Below are 18117 nucleotides of genomic sequence, written 5' to 3'. Positions count from 1 at the left end.
GCCTCCAAGAACGACCGCTCGAAGTCCAGCTCACGCGACGACGCAATATGCGCATCGTCCAACCCCAACCCCCGCAACACCCCCCACTTCCCCGGGCTGGCAGTAGCGAACACCTCCGCGCCCAGATGCCGCGCCAACTGCACCGCCGCCATCCCCACACCACCCGCACCCGCATGCACCAACACCGACTCCCCCGCCCGAACCCCACCCAACTCCACCAAGGCATAGAAAGCCGTCAAGAACACCACCGGAACCGACGCCGCCTGCGCAAACGACCAACCCTCAGGAACCCGCACCACCATCCGCTCATCCGCCACCGCCACCGGACCGAACGCCGCCGGGAACAAACCCATCACCCGATCGCCCGGCACCAAACCCACCACACCCGGCCCAACCTCCGACACCACACCCGCACCCTCCAAACCGAAGGCACCGGCATCACCGGGATACATACCAAGAACGTTCAACACATCACGGAAATTCACCCCCGCAGCCCGCACCGCGATACGTATCTCGCCCTGTTCCAGGGGTCGTTCGGCTTCGTCGTGCGGCACGAGGGTCAGCTGGTCGAGGGTGCCCCTGCCGGTCATGCCCAGACGCCAACCAGTGCCGTCGACAGGCTCGCGCAGCGCGGTTCCGGCGTGGACGGCGGCGACCTTGGGCAGGTGAACGGTGCCGCTTCGGACGGCGAATTGGGATTCGTTGGTGGCCAGTGCGGCGGGAAGTGCGGCGTAGGAGGACTCCTGGCCGTCGAGGTCGGCGAGGACGAACCGACCGGGGTGCTCGGACTGCGCCGAGCGCACCAGGCCCCAGATGGGAGCGGACGCGGACTCGCGGTGGGTGGTGCCGGGGGCGTCGGCGGCTCCTCCGGTGACGAAGACGAGCCGAGCCGTGGCGGGCGCGTCCGCCAGCCACCGCTGGACCAGTTCCAGTGCGCCGGTCGCCGCCTCGTGCGGGTCGGCGGCGGGGAGTGCCACGAGGACGGTGCCGGTGGCCTCCTGGAGGTCGGGGCCGGTCAGCCGGGTGACGGGCAGGCCCGCGCCGTCCAGGTCGGCGGCGAGCTCTTCGCCGTCCAGGACGAGGAGGCGCGTCGGGTCCCCAGGGGGCGTAGCGGGAAGGGGGGACACGGGCCAGTCGAGGTGGTAGAGGGGGCCGGTGGAGCGGGCGGAGCGGGCGACACGGTCCGGGGAGAGCTCGCGCAGTGTCAGTGCCTCGATGTCGGCGACGGGCCGGCCACCGGCGTCGGTGAGGGCGAGGGACACGGTGTCGGGCGCGGACAAGTGGAGGCGGGCTCGCAGCCGGGTGGCCCCGGTGGCGTGGATCTGCACGCCGCGCCAGGAGAAGGGCAGCCGTCCGCTGTCGCTGTCCTCCGTGGGCAGGAACGCGGTCGCGTGCAGGGCGGCATCGAGCAGCGCCGGGTGGAGGGCGAAGTGGTCTGCGTCCTGGTGGGGCGACGGGGGCAGGGTGATCTCGGCGTGGATGTGGTCGCCTTCGTGCCAGGCGGCGCCGAGTCCCCGGAAGAGCGGGCCGTAGTCGAATCCACCGGCGCTCAGCTGCGCGTAGAGGTCCTCGACGGGGAGGGGCTCGGAGCCGGCGGGCGGCCATGCCGACGGGGTGGGCGGGGTGGGTCCCGGGTGGGCGATGGTGAGGGTGCCGGTGGCGTGCAGCGTCCAGGGCTCGCCGGGAGCCGGGTCGGCGCGGCGGGCATGGACGGTGAACGGGCGCTGGCCCTGCCCGTCGTCGACGCCGAGGACCGCCTGGAGATCCATCGCGTCTCCCTCCGGCAGGACGAGCGGGCTGACCAGGGTCAGGTCCGCGACCCGGGGGCAGCCAGCCCGGTCGCCGGCCATGACGGCCAGTTCCACGAAGGCCGTACCGGGGACGACGGGCGCGCCCGCCAGGGCGTGGTCGGCGAGCCACGGCTGGTCGTCGACCGAGAGCCGGCCGGTGAACAGCCGGCTGCCGTCGGCGAGTTCGACGGCGGCGCTCAGCAGCGGGTGGCCGGCCTGGCCGATTCCGGCGGTCGCGCGGGCACGGGGCGTGGGCCAGTAGCGTTGCCGCTGGAAGGGGTAGGTGGGCAGACCGTCGACGGATGGGTGCCCGTGCCGGGCGTTGGCGACGGCGGACCAGTCGAGGTCGGCGCCGTGCACGTGGGCGCGGGCGAGACCGTCGAGGAGGGCGTCGGGCTCGGGCGTCCGGGCGCGCAGGAGCGGGATGACCGCCGTTCCGGTGGTGTCGGGGGGCAGGCATGCGGCCGCCATGGCGGAGAGGGTGCCGTCGGGGCCGAGTTCGACGTAGCGCTGGACCCCCTGGGCGGCGAGCCCGCGGACGCCGTCGTGGAAGCGGACGGCCCCCCGAACCTGCCGTACCCAGTAGTCGGGGAGGTCCAGTTCGGTGGCGGCCTCGCCGGTCACATTGGACATGACGGGAAGGCGCGGCCGGTGGTAGGTGAGCCTCTCGGCGACGGCGCGGAAACCGGCCAGCATCGGGTCCATGTGCGGCGAGTGGAAGGCGTGGCTGACCTGAAGTTTCTTGGTCCGGCGGCCTTCGGCGGCGAGCCGGTCGGCGACGCCGGTCGCCGCGGCACGATCGCCGGAGATCACGACGGAGTCGGGACCGTTGACGGCGGCGATGCAGACCTGCCCGTCGAGCCCGTCGAGCAGCGGCAGCACCTCGTCCTCCGTGGCCTGGAGCGCGATCATGGCGCCGTTCTCCGGGAGCGCCTGCATGAGCCGGCCGCGGGCGGCGACGAGGACGCATGCGTCGGCCAGGGAGAACACCCCGGCGACGTGCGCGGCGGTGACTTCGCCGATCGAATGTCCCAGCAGGTGGTCGGCGTGCAGGCCGGTGCTCTCGGCGAGGCGGTGGAGGGCGGCCTCCATGGCGAACAGGGCGGGCTGGGTGTATTCGGTGCGGTGCAGCAGTCCGTCGGTGTCGTGGAACATGACGTCGCGCAGCGGTCGGTCGAGATGGCCGGCGAAGTGGTCACAGATCTCGTCGAGTGCCCGGGCGAACACCGGGAAGGTGCGGTGGAGTTCGAGACCCATGCCGAGGCGCTGGGCGCCCTGCCCGGTGAACAGGAAGGCGGTGCGTGCGCCGGACCTGGTCACGCCGTCCACGGCTCCGGTGGCTGGTTCGCCGGCGGCCAGCCCGCTCAGGGCGGCCAGCAGGCCGGCGTGGTCGGTGCCGTGGGCGACCGCACGGTGCTCGAAGGATGCGCGGGTGGTGGCCAGGGCGTGGCCGACAGCTGCGGCCGGCAGGTCGGTGTGGCGTTCGGCGTAGGCGTGCAGGGCGGCGGCCAGGGCACGGAGCGCTTCGGGGCTGCGGGCCGACAGGGGCCAGACGACGGGCAGTGGGGCGGTGCCGGCGGAGTCCCGCGCGTCCGGTACCGGCTGCGTGCCGACGGCCGGGTCAGCGGGCACGGCCTGTTCGGGGGCGGCCTGTTCGAGAATGAGGTGGGCGTTGGTGCCGCTGAAGCCGAACGAGGAGACGCCTGCTCTGCGGGGACGTCCGTGGTCGGGCCAGGTGGTGGGAGCGGCGAGCAGTTCTACGGCGCCTTCGGTCCAGTCCACGTGGGTGGAGGGTGTGTCGAGGTGCAGCGTCTGCGGCAGCAGGCCGTGGCGCAGTGCCTGCACCATCTTGATCACTCCGGCCACACCGGCTGCGGCCTGGGTGTGCCCGATGTTCGACTTCACCGACCCGAGCCACAGCGGCTGGTCCCCGGTTCGCTCCTGTCCGTAGGTGGCGAGCAGCGCCTGCGCCTCGATGGGGTCGCCGAGGGTAGTACCCGTGCCGTGCGCCTCCACGGCGTCCACGTCACCCGCCGTGAGCCGGGCGTCGGCGAGCGCGGCCCTGATCACCCGTTGCTGGGAGGGTCCGTTGGGCGCCGTGAGGCCGTTGCTCGCGCCGTCGGAGTTGATCGCGCTGCCGCGGACGACGGCCAACACCGGGTGACCGTTCTTCTGGGCGTCGGAGAGCCGCTCCACCAGCAGCACGCCGGCGCCCTCGCCCCAACCGGTTCCGTCGGCGCCGTCGGCGAAGGGCTTGCAGCGGCCGTCGGCGGACAGTCCACGCTGGCGGCTGAACTCCACGAACGCGGCAGGGGTGGACATCACCGTCACACCGCCGGCCAGGGCGAGGGAGCACTCCCCCGACTGGAGGGCGCGGACGGCCCAGTGCAGGGCGACGAGTGAGGAGGAGCAGGCCGTGTCCACGGTGACGGCGGGTCCTTCGAGGCCGAAGGAGTAGGCGATGCGGCCGGACACCACGCTCGCCGCGTTGCCCGTGCCCAGGTATCCGTCGACGGCTTCGGCGGCGTTGCCCAGGACGGTGGTGTAGTCCTGCCCGTTGGTGCCGGCGAAGACGCCGGTACGGCTGCCGCGCAGCGACAGCGGGTCGATACCGGCGCGCTCGAACACCTCCCAGCAGACCTCCAGCAGGACCCGCTGCTGCGGGTCCATGGCCAGGGCCTCGCGGGGCGAGACGCCGAAGAACCCGGCGTCGAAGCCGTCGACTTCGGTGAGGAAGCCGCCTTGGCGGGTGTACGTCGTGCCCTCGTGCTCGGGGTCGGGGTCGTAGAGCGCCGCGGTGTCCCAGCCGCGGTCCTCGGGGAACGCCCCGACGGCGTCGCCGCCGGCGGCGAGGAATTCCCAGAAGGCCTCCGGGGTCCGGATACCGCCGGGGAAACGACAGCCCATCGCCACGATGGCGACGGGTTCGCCGGCCGCTGTGGTGTCGGCCCCGGATGCCGCCGACTCCTGTCCACCACCCAGCAGTTCGTCCAGCAGGTAGGTGGCGACGGCCGAGGGTGTGGGGTGGTCGAAGACCAAGGTGGCCGGCAGTCGCAGTCCGGTGCGACGACCGAGCGCATTGCGCAGTTCGAGCGAGGTCAGGGAGTCCAGGCCGAGGTCGCCGAAGGCGCGGTCGGCGTCGACCCGACCGGCTGAGGCGTGGCCGAGGACGGTGGCGATCTCGGTGCGCACCACGTCCAGCACGTGGGCGTGGCGCTCCTGCGGTGCCAGCGCGGCCAGTGCGTGGGCGGCCGGGGACACGGGGTCGCTACCCCGTGCGGCCGCCGGGGCGGCGGTCCGCTTGGCGGAGCGGCCGGCGAGGGCGCGGAGCAGGGGGGCGACCCCCGGGCCGCTCCTGCGGACCGCGGCGACATCGAGCGGCACCGGGACCGGAACGACCCGGTCCTGGGCCAGACAGCGGTCGAACAGGGCGAGCGCCGACTCGGTGGACAGTGCACCAACGCCGCCGCGGTCCATCCGCCGTCGGTCCGTCTCGTCCAGGCGGGCGCTCATCTCGCTGCGCTCCGCCCACATTCCCCAGCCGAGCGCGAGGGCCGGACGGCCCTCTGCGCGGCGCCGGTGGGCAAGCGCCTCCAGGAAGGCGTTGCCGGCGGCGTAGTTGCCTTGTCCGGGACCGCCGAAGGTGGCGGCGGCCGAGGAGAAGAGGACGAAGGCCGACAGGTCGAGGTCCCGGGTGAGCCGGTCGAGGTTGACCGCGGCATCGACCTTGGGCCGCAGGACGGTGGCGACCCGCTCGGGAGTCAGGGAGGAGATCACCCCGTCGTCCAGCACGCCGGCGGCGTGCACGACCGCACCCAAGGGGTGTTCTTCGGGGAGGGTGGCCAGCAGCCCGGCCAATGCCGTGTGGTCGGCGGCATCGCAGGCAGCAAGGGTCACCTGGGCGCCCAACTCGGTTAGTTCCGCAACCAGTCGGACGGCGCCGGGCGCGGCGCCGCCGCGCCGTCCGACGAGCAGCAGATGCCGTACGCCGTGACCGGTCACCAGGTGTCTGGCGATCGCGGCGCCGACGGTTCCGGTGGCTCCGGTCACCAGCACGGTGCGGAACGCATCGAAACGGGTCCCGGCTGTCGGAGGCGTGGGCGCGGCGGTCCGGGAAGCCTGGGCAAGCCGGGTCAGTCGGGGGGCCAGGAGACGCGTGCCGCGAACGGCGAGCTGGGTTTCCCCCGACGCCATGGCCGCGTCGACGACGGAGGGCAGGGCTTCGGTGTCCGTGGCGGTGGTGTCGGCGTCGGTGTCCACCAGCAGGAAGCGGTCGGGGTTCTCCGACTGGGCCGAGCGCACCAGACCCCACACCGCGGCGGCTGGCAGGTCGGTGACGGTCTCGTCCGGGCTCGTGGCGACGGCTCCCCGGGTGAGGAAGAGCAGCCGTGCGTCGGCGAGGCCCGGCCGGGCGAGCCAGCTCTGCAGCAGCGCCAGGGCCTGCACGACCGAGGTGTGGGCGGCGCCCGCCGGTTCACCGGGCTCGGCGGCCCCCGCGGCTGGTGCGGACTCGCCGATCGACCACGGCACGACGACCAGGTCGGGTGCGTCGGCGCCCTGTTCCACAGCCGTGGCGAGCGCGTCCAGTTCACCGTGGAACGCGGGTGCGTTCCCGTCGGCACCGGCACCCTGCACGCCGAGGACGGCGACCCGGCCGGGCTGCTGCTGTGCGGTGGGCTGCGGCAGGCCGGTCCACTCGACGGCGAAGAGAGCGTCACGGCCGTCGGGGTCCGGCGGCGGTGTGAACTCGGTGGCGGGTACGGGTGTGACGGAGCCGAACGAAGCGACGGGCTGGCCGAGTTCGTCGGTGAGGTGGATGTGCACGCCGCCACCCTCCGCGGGGGCCAGGCGGGCACGCACCGATTCCGCGCCCACGGCGTACAGCGCGCAGTCGCGCCAGGACACGGCGACGGCGTCGGGGTGTCCCGCCGCCGGGAGCGCCTGGAGCACGGCGTCGAGCAGCGCCGGGTGGAGGGCGAAGCGGGTCGCGTCGCCGCGGTACTCCTCGGGCAGTGCGGCCTCGGCGAACACCGTGTCGCCCTGACGCCATACGCGTCCCGGCCCGTCGGACGGGAGCCCGTGCGAGGCTCCGTCGTCGGCCCGTGGGAGCGGGCCCACATCGACGGGCCGGGCCTCGACGGGCGGCCAGGTCCGCAGGTCGTGGTCGGTCAGTCCCGGCGGCTGAGCAGTGAGCGTGCCGTGGGCGTGACGGGTCCACGGGGTCTCGTCGTCCGGCCGGCCGGAGGGGCGGGAGTGCACGGTGAGGCGACGCTGCCCATCCGGCTCCGCGGCGGCTTCGAGAACCACCTGGATCTCGACGGTGGACTGCTCGGACAGGACGAGGGGGGCGTCCACCGTGAGTGCGGCGACGTGCTCGCAGCCGGCGAGCGCACCGAGGTGCAGGGCGAGGTCGAGGTAGGCGCTGGTGGGGAGCATGGCACGGCCGTCGTCGGTCCGGTCGGCAAGCCAGGGATGCGCGGAGGGGGTGAGGAGTCCGGTGGAGACGACGGCGCTGCGGTCCGCGAGGGTGATGGCCGTCGGGAGCAGCGGGTGTTCGCCCGGGCGGCGCGCGGGGGCCGCTTCGGGGGCCAGCCAGTAGCGCTCGCGCTGGAAGGCGTAGGTGGGCAGGTCGACGCGGGCGGCGCCAGGGAAGATGCGGTCCCAGTCGAGGTTGGTGCCGCGGGTGTGCAGGGCGCTCAGCGCGGTGAGGAGGCTGTGGGTTTCGGCCCGGTCCTTGCGCAGGGCGGGCACGAGCAGCGGGTCGCGTCCGGAGTCCGCGTCGAGGCAGCCCTGTGCCAGGGCGGTGAGGGTGGCGTCGGGGCCGATTTCGAGGAAGCGGGTGACACCGTTCCGGTCCAGGGTGCGGATGCCGTCCGCGAACCGCACGGCCTCCCGTACGTGCCGTACCCAGTGGTCGGCCGTCCCCAGGTCGGTGGCCGGCTCCCCGGTCAGGTCGGAGATGACGGTCACGTTCGGCTGGTGGTACGTCACGCTCTCGGCCACCGACCGGAATGCGTCGAGCATGGGAGCCATCAGCGGGGAGTGGAAGGCGTGGCTGACCCGGAGCCGCCTGGCCTTGCCGCCCTGCCGCTCGAAGTGCTGGACGAGCGGGGCAAGCGCGTCCTCGTCGCCGGCGACGACGATCGTCCGGGGCCCGTTGACGGCGGCGATGCCCAGCCGTTCGCCGGCCTCGGCCAGCAGCGGCAGCACCTCGTCCTCGGCAGCCCGGAGGGAGAACATCGCTCCCCCGGGGGGAAGTTCCTGCATCAGGCGGCCGCGGGCGGCCACGAGTCGGCAGGCGTCGGGCAGCGAGAGGACGCCGGCGACGTGCGCGGCGGCAAGTTCCCCGATGGAGTGTCCGAGCAGGAAGTCCGGGGCCACGCCCCAGGAGGCGACGAGTCGGAACAGCGCCACCTCGAAGGCGAACAGAGCGGGCTGGGTGAAGCCCGTGCGGTCCAGCGCGGCCGTGTCCTGACCGAATACGACGTCGGCGAGCCGCTGGGGCAGATCCGGGTCGAGGTGGGCACAGACCTCGTCGAACGCCGCCGCGAAGACGGGGAACGCGGCGTGGAGGTCACGGCCCATCCCGAGGCGCTGGGCCCCCTGGCCCGCGAAGAGGAACGCCGTCTTGCCGCGGCCGACCGTGCCCCGGACGGCCGCGGTGTCGTCGCCCTGCGCGAACCTGGCGAGGTTCCGGAGCAGTTCGGGACGGTCCTCACCCAGCACCACCGCTCGTTCTTCGAATGCGGTGCGCGTGGTGGCCAGCGAGGCCCCGACGTCCTCCGCATCGTCGGTCAACGGGTCGATGCGGTCCAGCAGTTGTGCCGCTTGGGCTCTGAGGGCCGGTGCGCTGCGGGCGGAGAGCACCCAGGGCACCACCGGGAGCCGCGCCGCGGATCGCGGGGCCGGGCCGGGCTGCTCGGCGGGAGGTGCGGGCTCCGCCGAGTCGGGGCCGTCGGTCTCCGGTGCGGCGTCGTCCGGCGGGGCCTGTTCCAGGACGACGTGGGCGTTCGTCCCGCTGACGCCGAAGGCCGAGACTCCGGCGCGTCGCGGGTGGTCGGTCTCGGGCCAGTCGACGGCGTCGGTGAGCAGTCGGACGTCGCCCTCGCTCCAGTCGACGTGGGTGGAGGGTCGCTCGGCGTGCAGGGTGCGGGGCAGCACACCGTGCTGCATCGCCTGCACCATCTTGATGACGCCGGCGACCCCGGCCGCGGCCTGGGTGTGGCCGATGTTGGACTTGACCGTGCCGAGCCACAGCGGACGGCCGGATTCGCGTTGTTGGCCGTAGGTGGCGAGCAGCGCCTGTGCCTCGATGGGGTCGCCGAGGGTGGTGCCGGTGCCGTGCGCCTCGACGGCGTCCACGTCGGACGTGGTGAGCCCCGCCGCGGTGAGTGCCGCGCGGATCACCCGTTGCTGGGAAGGCCCGTTGGGAGCGGTCAGACCGCTGCTCGCCCCGTCCTGGTTGACGGCGGAGCCCCGGACGATGCCCAGGACGCGACGGCCGTTGCGGCGGGCGTCGGAGAGCCGCTCGAGCAGCAGCAGGCCGGCGCCCTCGCCCCAGCCGGTGCCGTCGGAGTCGTCGGAGAACGCCTTGCAGCGGCCGTCGGCGGACAGCCCGCGCTGGCGGCTGAACTCCAGGAAGGTGACGGGGGTGGACATCACCGTCACACCGCCGGCCAGGGCGAGGGAGCACTCGCCCCGGCGCAGTGCGTTGCAGGCGAGATGCAGGGCGACCAGGGAGGATGAGCAGGCCGTGTCGACGGTCACTGCCGGGCCTTCGAGGCCGAAGGTGTAGGCGACCCGTCCGGAGGCGATGCTGGCGGCGCTGCCGTTGCCGAGGTGTCCTTCGAGCCCGGCTGGCGGCTCGGTGAAGCGCGATCCGTAGTCGTTGTACATGACGCCGACGAAGACGCCGGTGGGGCTGCCCTTGAGGGTCTGCCTCCGGAGCCCGGCGCGTTCGAAGGCCTCCCAGGACGTTTCGAGGAGGAGTCGCTGCTGCGGGTCGGTCGCCAACGCCTCGCGGGGCGACATGGCGAAGAAGTCGGGGTCGAAGTCGGCGGCGTCGTGCAGGAAGCCGCCTTCCCGGGTGTAGCAGGTGCCGGGGTGGGCGGGGTCGGGGTGGTAGAGGGCGTCCACGTTCCAGCCGCGGTCCTCCGGGAAGGGCGTGATGCCGTCGGTGCCGTCGACGACCAGTTGCCAGAGGTCCTCGGGCGAGCGCACGTTGCCGGGGTAGCGGCAGCTCATGGCGACGATCGCGATGGGCTCGCGCTCACGGGCCTCCATCTCGCGCAGCCGCTTGCCGGTGCGGTGGAGATCCGCCGTCACCCGTTTCAGATAGTCGCGGAGCTTTCCCTCGCTCACCGTTCAGCTCCCTTCCCCCGACCGTCCGGCGGACCGGCGGCCTGCCTCACACCGGCGACCACGACGCTGGAATCCTCTACTCACTGATCACATTCTGTGGGCGCCGGTCGCCCGAATTGAGCGGCGGCGGGGAACTCTAAGAGAACCCCTAGGAGGCGCCGGGGGCCGCCTCGACGGGCACGTCCGGGCGTCCGCCGCACAGGCCGGCAGGGCGTTCCGGAGGGCGCGCAGTCCGCGGGCGGAGACCTGATTTCGTGCTCCTGGACGCCACCGGCTCCGGCATCCCGAGTGGGTCGCCGGAGCCGGTGTGCGGGCGGTCAACACGTCATGATCCGCGGAGTTCCTGCTCGATGAAGTCGAACAGTTCGTCGTCCGACGCCTGGTCCAGCCGGCTCTCCAACGCGGTGTCCGGGTCCTCGGGGAGGCTGTCGAGCCGCTCCATGAGGCCCTGGAGCCGGCTGCGCAGCGCCGCCCGGGCGGTGACGTCGTCCATGAGCCGCTCGGTCCGTGCCTGCCACGCGTCGAGCGGACCGGAGGCGGCCTCGACGGCGCCCGGTTGCTGTTCCACCACGGCTGCCAGCCTGCCGAGCAGGTGGTCGGCGAGTGAACCCGGTTCCGGGTAGTCGAACAACAGGGTCGCGGGCAGCCTGGTGCCGGTCACGGTGGCGAGGCGGTTGCGCAGCTCGACGGCGGTCAGCGAGTCGAAGCCGAGCTCCAGGAAGCCGCGTTCGGGGTCGATCGCGTCTGCTGAGGCGTGCCCCAGGACCAACGCTGCCTGGCTCAGGACGGCGTCGAGCACCGCTTGGTGTCGGTCCCCCTCGGGCAGCGCGGCGAGACGGCTGCCGAGCGGTGCGGGATCGGCGGCGGGCGCGTGCCCCGGCCGGCCGGCCGGAGTACGGGGCCGCGGCACGGTCAACGACCGCAGCAGCGCGGGCGTCTCCCCGGTCGCGGTCTGCATCGCCGCCACGTCGAGCTTGGCCGGGGCGAGGAACGCCTCGTCCGTGGCAAGTGCGGCATCGAGCAGCGCCAGCGCCTGGTCAGACGGCATGGGCCGCACCCCGCCGCGGGCCATTCGGTGGAGGTCGCTCTCGTCCAGCTTGGTGGTCATTCCGCTGCGCTCGGCCCACAGGCCCCACGCCAGGGAGACGGCAGGTCGGCCGGCTGCCCGGCGGGCGTGGGCGAAGGCGTCGAGGAACGCGTTGGCCGCCGCGTAGTTGCCCTGCCCGACCCCGCCGAGGGTTCCGGCGAGCGAGGAGAACAGCACGAACGCCGTCAGGTCGAGGCCTCGGGTCAGCTCGTCGAGGTGGAGGACCGCGTCCGTCTTGGCCCGCAGCACGGTGTCCATGCGGCCGGGTGTCAGGGAACCGATCACCCCGTCGTCGAGGACGCCCGCGGTGTGGATCACCGCGGTGAGCGGGCGTTCGGCCGGTACGGACGCCAGGAGCCGGGCGGTGTCGTCGCGGTCCGCGAAGTCGCAGGCGGCGACGTCGACCTCAGCGCCCAGTTCGCGCAGCTCCTTCTCCAGTTCGGGCATCCCGTCCGCGTTCCGTCCGCGACGGCTGGCGAGCAGCAGGCCACGCACGCCGTGCGCCGTCACCAGATGACGGGCCACGAGCCGGCCGAGCATGCCTCCGGCCCCGGTGACCAGCACCGTTCCGCCGGCACCGAGATTCCGCGACGGCTCGGCCGCCCGGGCTCGTACAAGGCGCGGCACGCGGGCCGTGCCGTCGCGCAGGGCGATCTCGGGTTCGCCGGTCGCCAGGGCAGCCGGCAGCGCGGACGCGGACGCTGCCGTGCCGTCGTGGTCGAGCAGGGCGAAGCGGCCCGGGTTCTCGGCCTTGGCGGTGCGCAGCAGGCCCCAGACGGCGGACTGCGGCAGTCCGGGCACCGGCGCGCCGACCCGGTCGGCCACGGCGTCGCGGGTGCACAGCACCAGCCGCGAAGCGCCGAACCGTTCGTCGTTCAGCCATGTCTGCGCCACCTCCAGTGCGTGGTGCACGGCCTGTCGGGTGGCCCCGGCCGGGTCGCCTCCGGTCGGCGGGCAACCGACGAGGACCGTGGCGGGCACCTCGACCCCGGCATCGACGGCCGCGGCGAGCGCGGACAGTTCTGCGTACCGGGTGCCGTGTCCCTCGGGCAGTTCGGGTATCCCGTCCGTGCCGATGATCGCGTACGGACCGGCCGGATGTGCGTGCAGCGCGAGGTCCGTCCAGTCCATTCGATACAGGTCGGCGGGCTTGGGCGCGGCGGCTGCCAGTTGGGTGGGGTCGACGGGCCGCAGGACGAGCGCCGGGATCGCGGCGAGCGAGGCGCCCGAAGCGTCGGCCAGCTGCACCGTGTAGGTGTCGTCGGCCTGTCGGGCCAGACGGACCCGCAGGACGTCCGGGTGGACGCCCGGAGCCGCGGTGACCGCCCGGAAGCTGAACGGCAGTACGGCCCGTTCGCTGTCGGGGGCTGCGAGGGCGACGGTGTGGAGGGCGGCGTCCAGCAGCGCCGGGTGCAGTACGAAGCCGGTGTCGCGGTGCTGCTCGGGCAGGGCGACCTCGGCGAACACCTCGTCGCCCCGGCGCCAGGCGGTGTGCAGACCGCGGAAGGCGGGGCCGTAGCCGAAGCCGTTCGCGGCGGTGCGCTCGTAGAGGTCGCTGACGTCTACCGGCTCGGCGCCGGGCGGGGGCCAGGTGGTGAGGTCGGCAGGCGTCCCGGTCTCGGGCGGTCCGTCGGCGAGGGTGCCCTCGGCGTGCCGTGTCCAGGGCCGTTCCTCGTCCTCCGGGCCGGTCGCGGGGCGCGCGTACACGGACAGCGGACGACGGCCCGTTGCGTCGGTGTCCCCGACGGTGAGCTGGAGCTGCACGGTTCCGTCCTCCGGGAGCACCAGCGGGGACTGCAGGGTCAGCTCCTCCAGGTGACCGGCACCGGTGCGGGCGCAGGCCTGGAGTGCCAACTCCAGGAACCCGGTGCCGGGGAAGAGCAGCGTGCCGTCCAGGGCGTGGTCGGCGAGCCACGGCTGGCGGCCCGCCGAGAGCAGGCCGGTGAACAGGGCGCCGTCGGACCCGGCGAGCGGCACGGCCGCTCCGAGCAGCGGATGACCGGCCGCTTCGAGCCCCGCGGCGGACACGTCCGTCAGGTCCGTACCGGCCTCCAGCCAGTACCGCTGCCGCTGGAAGGGGTAGGTGGGCAGTGGAACCCGCCGGGCGCCCGAGGATGCCAGGTAGCGGTCCCAGTCCGGGCCCTGGCCGTGCAGGTGGAGTTGGGCGAGGGCGGTGGTGAGCGACTCCGCCTCGTCGGTGCCGCGGCGGAGCAGCGCAGCGAGGGTGATCCCGTCCGTGGTCAGGCACTCGTCGGCCATGGCGGTCAGCACCCCGGACCCGAGGTCGAGAAGCGTCCGCGCACCCAGCTCTTCCAGAGCCCGGGTCCCCTCGTGGAACCGGACCGCCTGCCGTACGTGCCGCACCCAGTAGGAGGGGCTGCACAGATCTTCGGCCGTGGCTGGGCGACCCGTGACGTTCGACACCACAGGGACGGTCGGCGGCTGGTAGGTCAACTCGGCTGCCACGGAGGCGAATTCGTCCAGCATCGCGTCCATGCGAGCCGAGTGGAAGGCGTGGCTGACCCGCAGCCGCTTGGTCCGGTGTCCTGTCGCGGCCAACTGGTCGGCGACCTCGGTGACGGCGTCGTCGTCACCGCTGAGGACGACGGCGGAGGGCCCGTTGACCGCCGCGATCACCGCTCGGTCCTCGTACGGCGCGATCAGCGGCAGGACGTCCTCCTCCGCCGCCTGGACGGACACCATGGCGCCCCCGGCGGGCAGGGACTCCATCAGCCGGCCCCGGGCCGCGACCAGGTGGCAGGCGTCGGCCAGGGAGAAAACCCCGGCGACGTGCGCGGCGGCCAGTTCACCGATCGAGTGGCCGAGCAGCAGGTCCGGGCGCACGCCGTAGCTTTCGAGCAGCCGGAACAGGGCGACTTCGAGGGCGAACAGTCCGGCCTGGGTGTAGACGGTGCGGTCAAGCAGCTCCGCGTCGGGCGTGCCGGGCTCGGCGAACAGTACGTCGCGCAGGGGGCGGTCGAGGTGGCCGTCCAGGTGTGCACAGGCCGCGTCCAGAGCGTCCGCGAACGCGTCGTGGGTGGCGTAGAGGACCCGTCCGGTCCCGGCGCGCTGCGCCCCCTGCCCGGGGAAGAGCAGGGCGAGCTTTCCGGGGCGGGCGCGTCCCACGGCGGCCCTCGGGTGCTCGCGACCTTCGGCGAACGCGTCGAGTGCATCGATCAGTTCACCGGTGTCCCGGCCGACGAGAGCTGCCCGGTCCTCGAATGCGGTGCGCGAGGTGGCCAGGGACAGTGCGACATCTGCGGGTGCGAGTCCGGGGTTGCGGGCGAGGTGTGCGGCCAACCGCCGGGCCTGGTCCCGCAGGGCCGTGGTGCCCCGCGCGGACAGCAGCCAGGGCCAGGAGGCGACGGCCGCAGGAGCGGCAGCGTTCTCCTGTGGGCGATCCGGCGTCACGGCACCGGATGCGACGGCCGCCGGCTCCGGCTCTTCGAGGATCACGTGCGCGTTGGTGCCGCTGATGCCGAAGGCGGAGACACCGGCCCGGCGCGGGCCGTCGCCCGGTGCCCACTCCTGCGGCTCGCTCAACAGCCGCACGTTCCCGGCGGACCAGTCGATGTGCGGCGACGGTCGTGCGGCGTGGAGGGTCCGGGGCAGCACGCCGTGCCGCATCGCCTGCACCATCTTGATGACGCCGGCGACCCCGGCCGCGGCCTGCGTGTGCCCGATGTTGGACTTGATCGAACCGAGCCACAACGGGTGTTCCGCGGACCGTTCCCGGCCGTAGGTCGCGAGCAGTGCCTGGGCTTCGATCGGGTCGCCGAGCCGGGTGCCCGTCCCGTGCGCCTCGACGGCGTCGACGTCGGCCGCGGTCAGCCCCGCGTTGGCCAACGCCTGCCGGATGACGCGTTGTTGGGACGGCCCGTTCGGCGCGGTCAGACCGTTGGAGGCACCGTCCTGGTTGACGGCCGTGCCCTTGACGACCGCCAGCACCGGGTGCCCGCGCCGGCGGGCCTCGGAGAGCCGCTCGAGCAGCACGACGCCGACGCCCTCGGCCCATCCGGCGCCGTCGGCGTCCGCCGAGAACGCCTTGCAGCGGCCGTCGGGGGCGAGCGCCCGTTGCCTGCTGAATTCGATGAAGGTCTGCGGGGTCGAGATCACGGTCACGCCGGCGGCCAGGGCGAGCGAGCATTCGCCGGAGCGCAGGGCCTGTGCTGCCAGGTGCAGGGCGACCAGCGACGACGAACACGCGGTGTCCACCGTGACGGCCGGCCCCTCCCAGCCGAAGGTGTAGGCGATGCGGCCGGAGGCGACGCTGCTCGCACTGCCCGTCGCCAGGTACCCCTCCATGCCCTCCGGGGCGGTGTGCGCCCGGGAGCCGTAGTCGTTGTAGTTCGACCCGACGAAGACGCCTGCCGCCGTCCCCCGGAGTGCCTCCGGGTCGATGCCTGCCCGTTCGATCGCTTCCCAGGAAGTCTCCAGGAGGAGCCGCTGCTGGGGGTCGATCGCGACCGCCTCACGCGGCGAGATCCCGAAGAACGCCGGGTCGAAGTGGTCGGCGTCGTAGAGGAACCCGCCGTCTCGGGCGTAGAAGGTGCCCGGCTTGTCGGGGTCCGGATCGTAGAGCCGCTCGATTTCCCAGCCCCGGTTGGTGGGGAAGTGCGAGATGGCATCGGTGCCGTCGTCGAGCAGCCGCCACAGCTCCTCGGGCGAATCGACCCGCCCCGGGTAGCGACAGCTCATCCCGATGATGACGACCGGATCGTCATCGGCCGGAACGGCGGCGGCGGCCCGGCCCGCCGGCTCCGGTGCCGTCCCGAAGAGGCCGTCGTACAGGAAGGTCGTGAGCGCGGTCGCCGTCGGGTGATCGAACACCAGGGTCACCGGAAGCCGCAGGCCCGTCGCCTCGGCCAGCCGGTTCCGCAACTCGACCGCGGTCAGCGAGTCATAACCCAGCTCGCGGAACGCCCGGTCCGCGGGCAGGGCGTCGGGCCGGTCGTAGCCGAGGACCGCGGCAGCCGCGGCCCGGACCTCGTCCAGCAGCGCGGGGTGCCGCTCTCCCGGTGCGAGTTCCCGCAACCGGGCGACCAGCGGCACGGCGTCGCCGCGCACCGTGGCCTCACCGGCGTCCGTCCCTGCCGACGCCCGGACCTCGGGCAGCTCACTGACCGCAGCGACCTGCCGGGCCGGGGACTTGCACCAGTCGACGTCCGCGACGACCAGGAACGCCTCGTTCTCGTCCAGCGCCGTCTGCAGGGCGGAGACGGCCAGTTCGGGATCCATCGGCGGCACGCCGTCGCGGCGGAGCCGCAGACCCAGTTCCTCGCTCACCAGGCCGCCACCGTCCCAGGCGCCCCAGGCGATCGAGGTGGCGGGCAGCCCCTCGGCGCGGCGCTGCAGGGCGAGCGCGTCCAGGCAGGCGTTCGCCGCCGCATAGCTCCCCTGGCCGGGCCCGCCCAGCGTGCCCGCCATGGACGAGAAGAGGACGAACGCCGACAGGTCCAGGTGCCGGGTCGCTTCGTGCAGGGCGAACGCCGCGCCCGCCTTGGGCTCCCAGACCGTCGCCGCACGGTCCGGAGTGAGGTGGTCGATCACTCCGTCGTCGAGGACGCCCGCGGTGTGCACCACGGCCGTCAATGGCTGCTCCGACGACAGGCTCCCGACGAGGGACGCCACAGCCGCCGGGTCGCCGACATCGCACGCCCGTACGGTCGCCCGCGCCCCGAGTCCGGCAAGTTCCTCGACGAGTGCATCGGCTCCCGGCGCCTCGGGGCCCCGGCGGCTGACGAGTACGAGGTGTTCGGCGCCGTTGCGGGCGAGCCAGCGGGCGAGATGCCCGCCCAGCGCGCCCGTTCCACCGGTGACCAGGACGGTGCCGTGCGGCCGCCATCCCTCCCCGGCCGGCCGGTCCGCGGGGAGCGACCTCAGCATCCGTCGGGTGAAGACGCCCGAAGCACGCAGCGCCACCTGGTCCTCGGCGTCGCCCCGTGCCAGCAGGGCGACCAGCCGGCGCCCGGCTCGGTCGTCCAACTCGCCCGGCAGGTCGATGAGCCCGCCCCACCGCTGCGGGTACTCGAAGGCGGCGATCCGACCCAGCCCCCACGCCATCGCCTGAACCGGGCGGTCCACCGCCTCGGCACGGTTGACCGAGACGGCGCCGCGCGTCGCACACCACAACGGTGCGTCGATCCCGGCGGTACCGAGCGCCTGCAGCAGCGACGTCATCAGCACCAGACCGGAGGGCAGGGACTCGGTGGCGGTCCACGGCCGCTCGTCCAGCGCAGCGAGGGACAGCACCCCGGCGAACGTCCCGCCGGCCTCCCCCGCCGCGTCCCGCAACCGCTCCGCGAGCCGTTCCCTGTCGGCGTCCTCGCTACCGATGATCAGTGTCCTGATGTCCGCGGCCCCCGACCGCAGCGCACGGACGACGCCGTCGGTCACGGCGGACTGCTCGTGCCCGGCGGGCACGACGATCAGCCAGGTGCCGTCCGCGCTGGTGCGCTCGGGCTCCGGTTGGGGTCGCCAGGTGATCCGGTAGCGCCAGCCGTCGACCGTGCTGCGCTGCTTCCGGCCCTGCCGCCACGACGACAGCGCCGGCAACACCTCACGCAGCGCACCGTCGTCGGACAGCCCGAGAGTCCCGGCCAGCGCATCGGCGTCCTCGCGCTCGACGGTCTCCCAGAAGTGGGCGTCCACCGGATCCGCCACACCGGCCACCGACGACCGACCCGACTCCAGCCAGTAGCGGCGGTGTTGGAAGGCGTAGGTCGGCAGGTCGACGACCCCGGGCCGCGGGTCAGGATAAGCCGCAGACCAATCAACCTCCACCCCACTCACATACAACTCACCAAGCGAAGCATAGAACCGACCAAGACCACCCTCACCACGACGCAACGTACCCACCACCACCGCCCCCACATCCCC

Annotated in this window: 2 protein-coding genes; both read right to left on the bottom strand. The window is 73.5% G+C overall.

Annotated features, from left to right (window positions below; all coding sequences use genetic code 11):
- Positions 1 to 10151, bottom strand: a 10151-nt coding sequence (locus ACFXOM_RS35340) for an SDR family NAD(P)-dependent oxidoreductase (protein WP_385041564.1), incomplete at its 3' end; no start/stop codon positions are given.
- A gap of 325 nt (positions 10152 to 10476) precedes the next feature.
- The gene (locus ACFXOM_RS35335; protein WP_385041561.1) at positions 10477 to 18030 is read right to left on the bottom strand and encodes an SDR family NAD(P)-dependent oxidoreductase; all 7554 of its coding nucleotides are present in this window, start codon (positions 18028 to 18030) and stop codon (positions 10477 to 10479) included.
- Positions 18031 to 18117: the final 87 nt, after the last annotated feature.

The sequence above is a fragment of the Streptomyces sp. NPDC059169 genome (genome assembly GCF_042755225.1).
Classification (GTDB): domain Bacteria; phylum Actinomycetota; class Actinomycetes; order Streptomycetales; family Streptomycetaceae; genus Streptomyces.
Note: the sequence above shows the minus strand (reverse complement) of the source record. Positions and strands in the feature narration are given on the sequence as shown.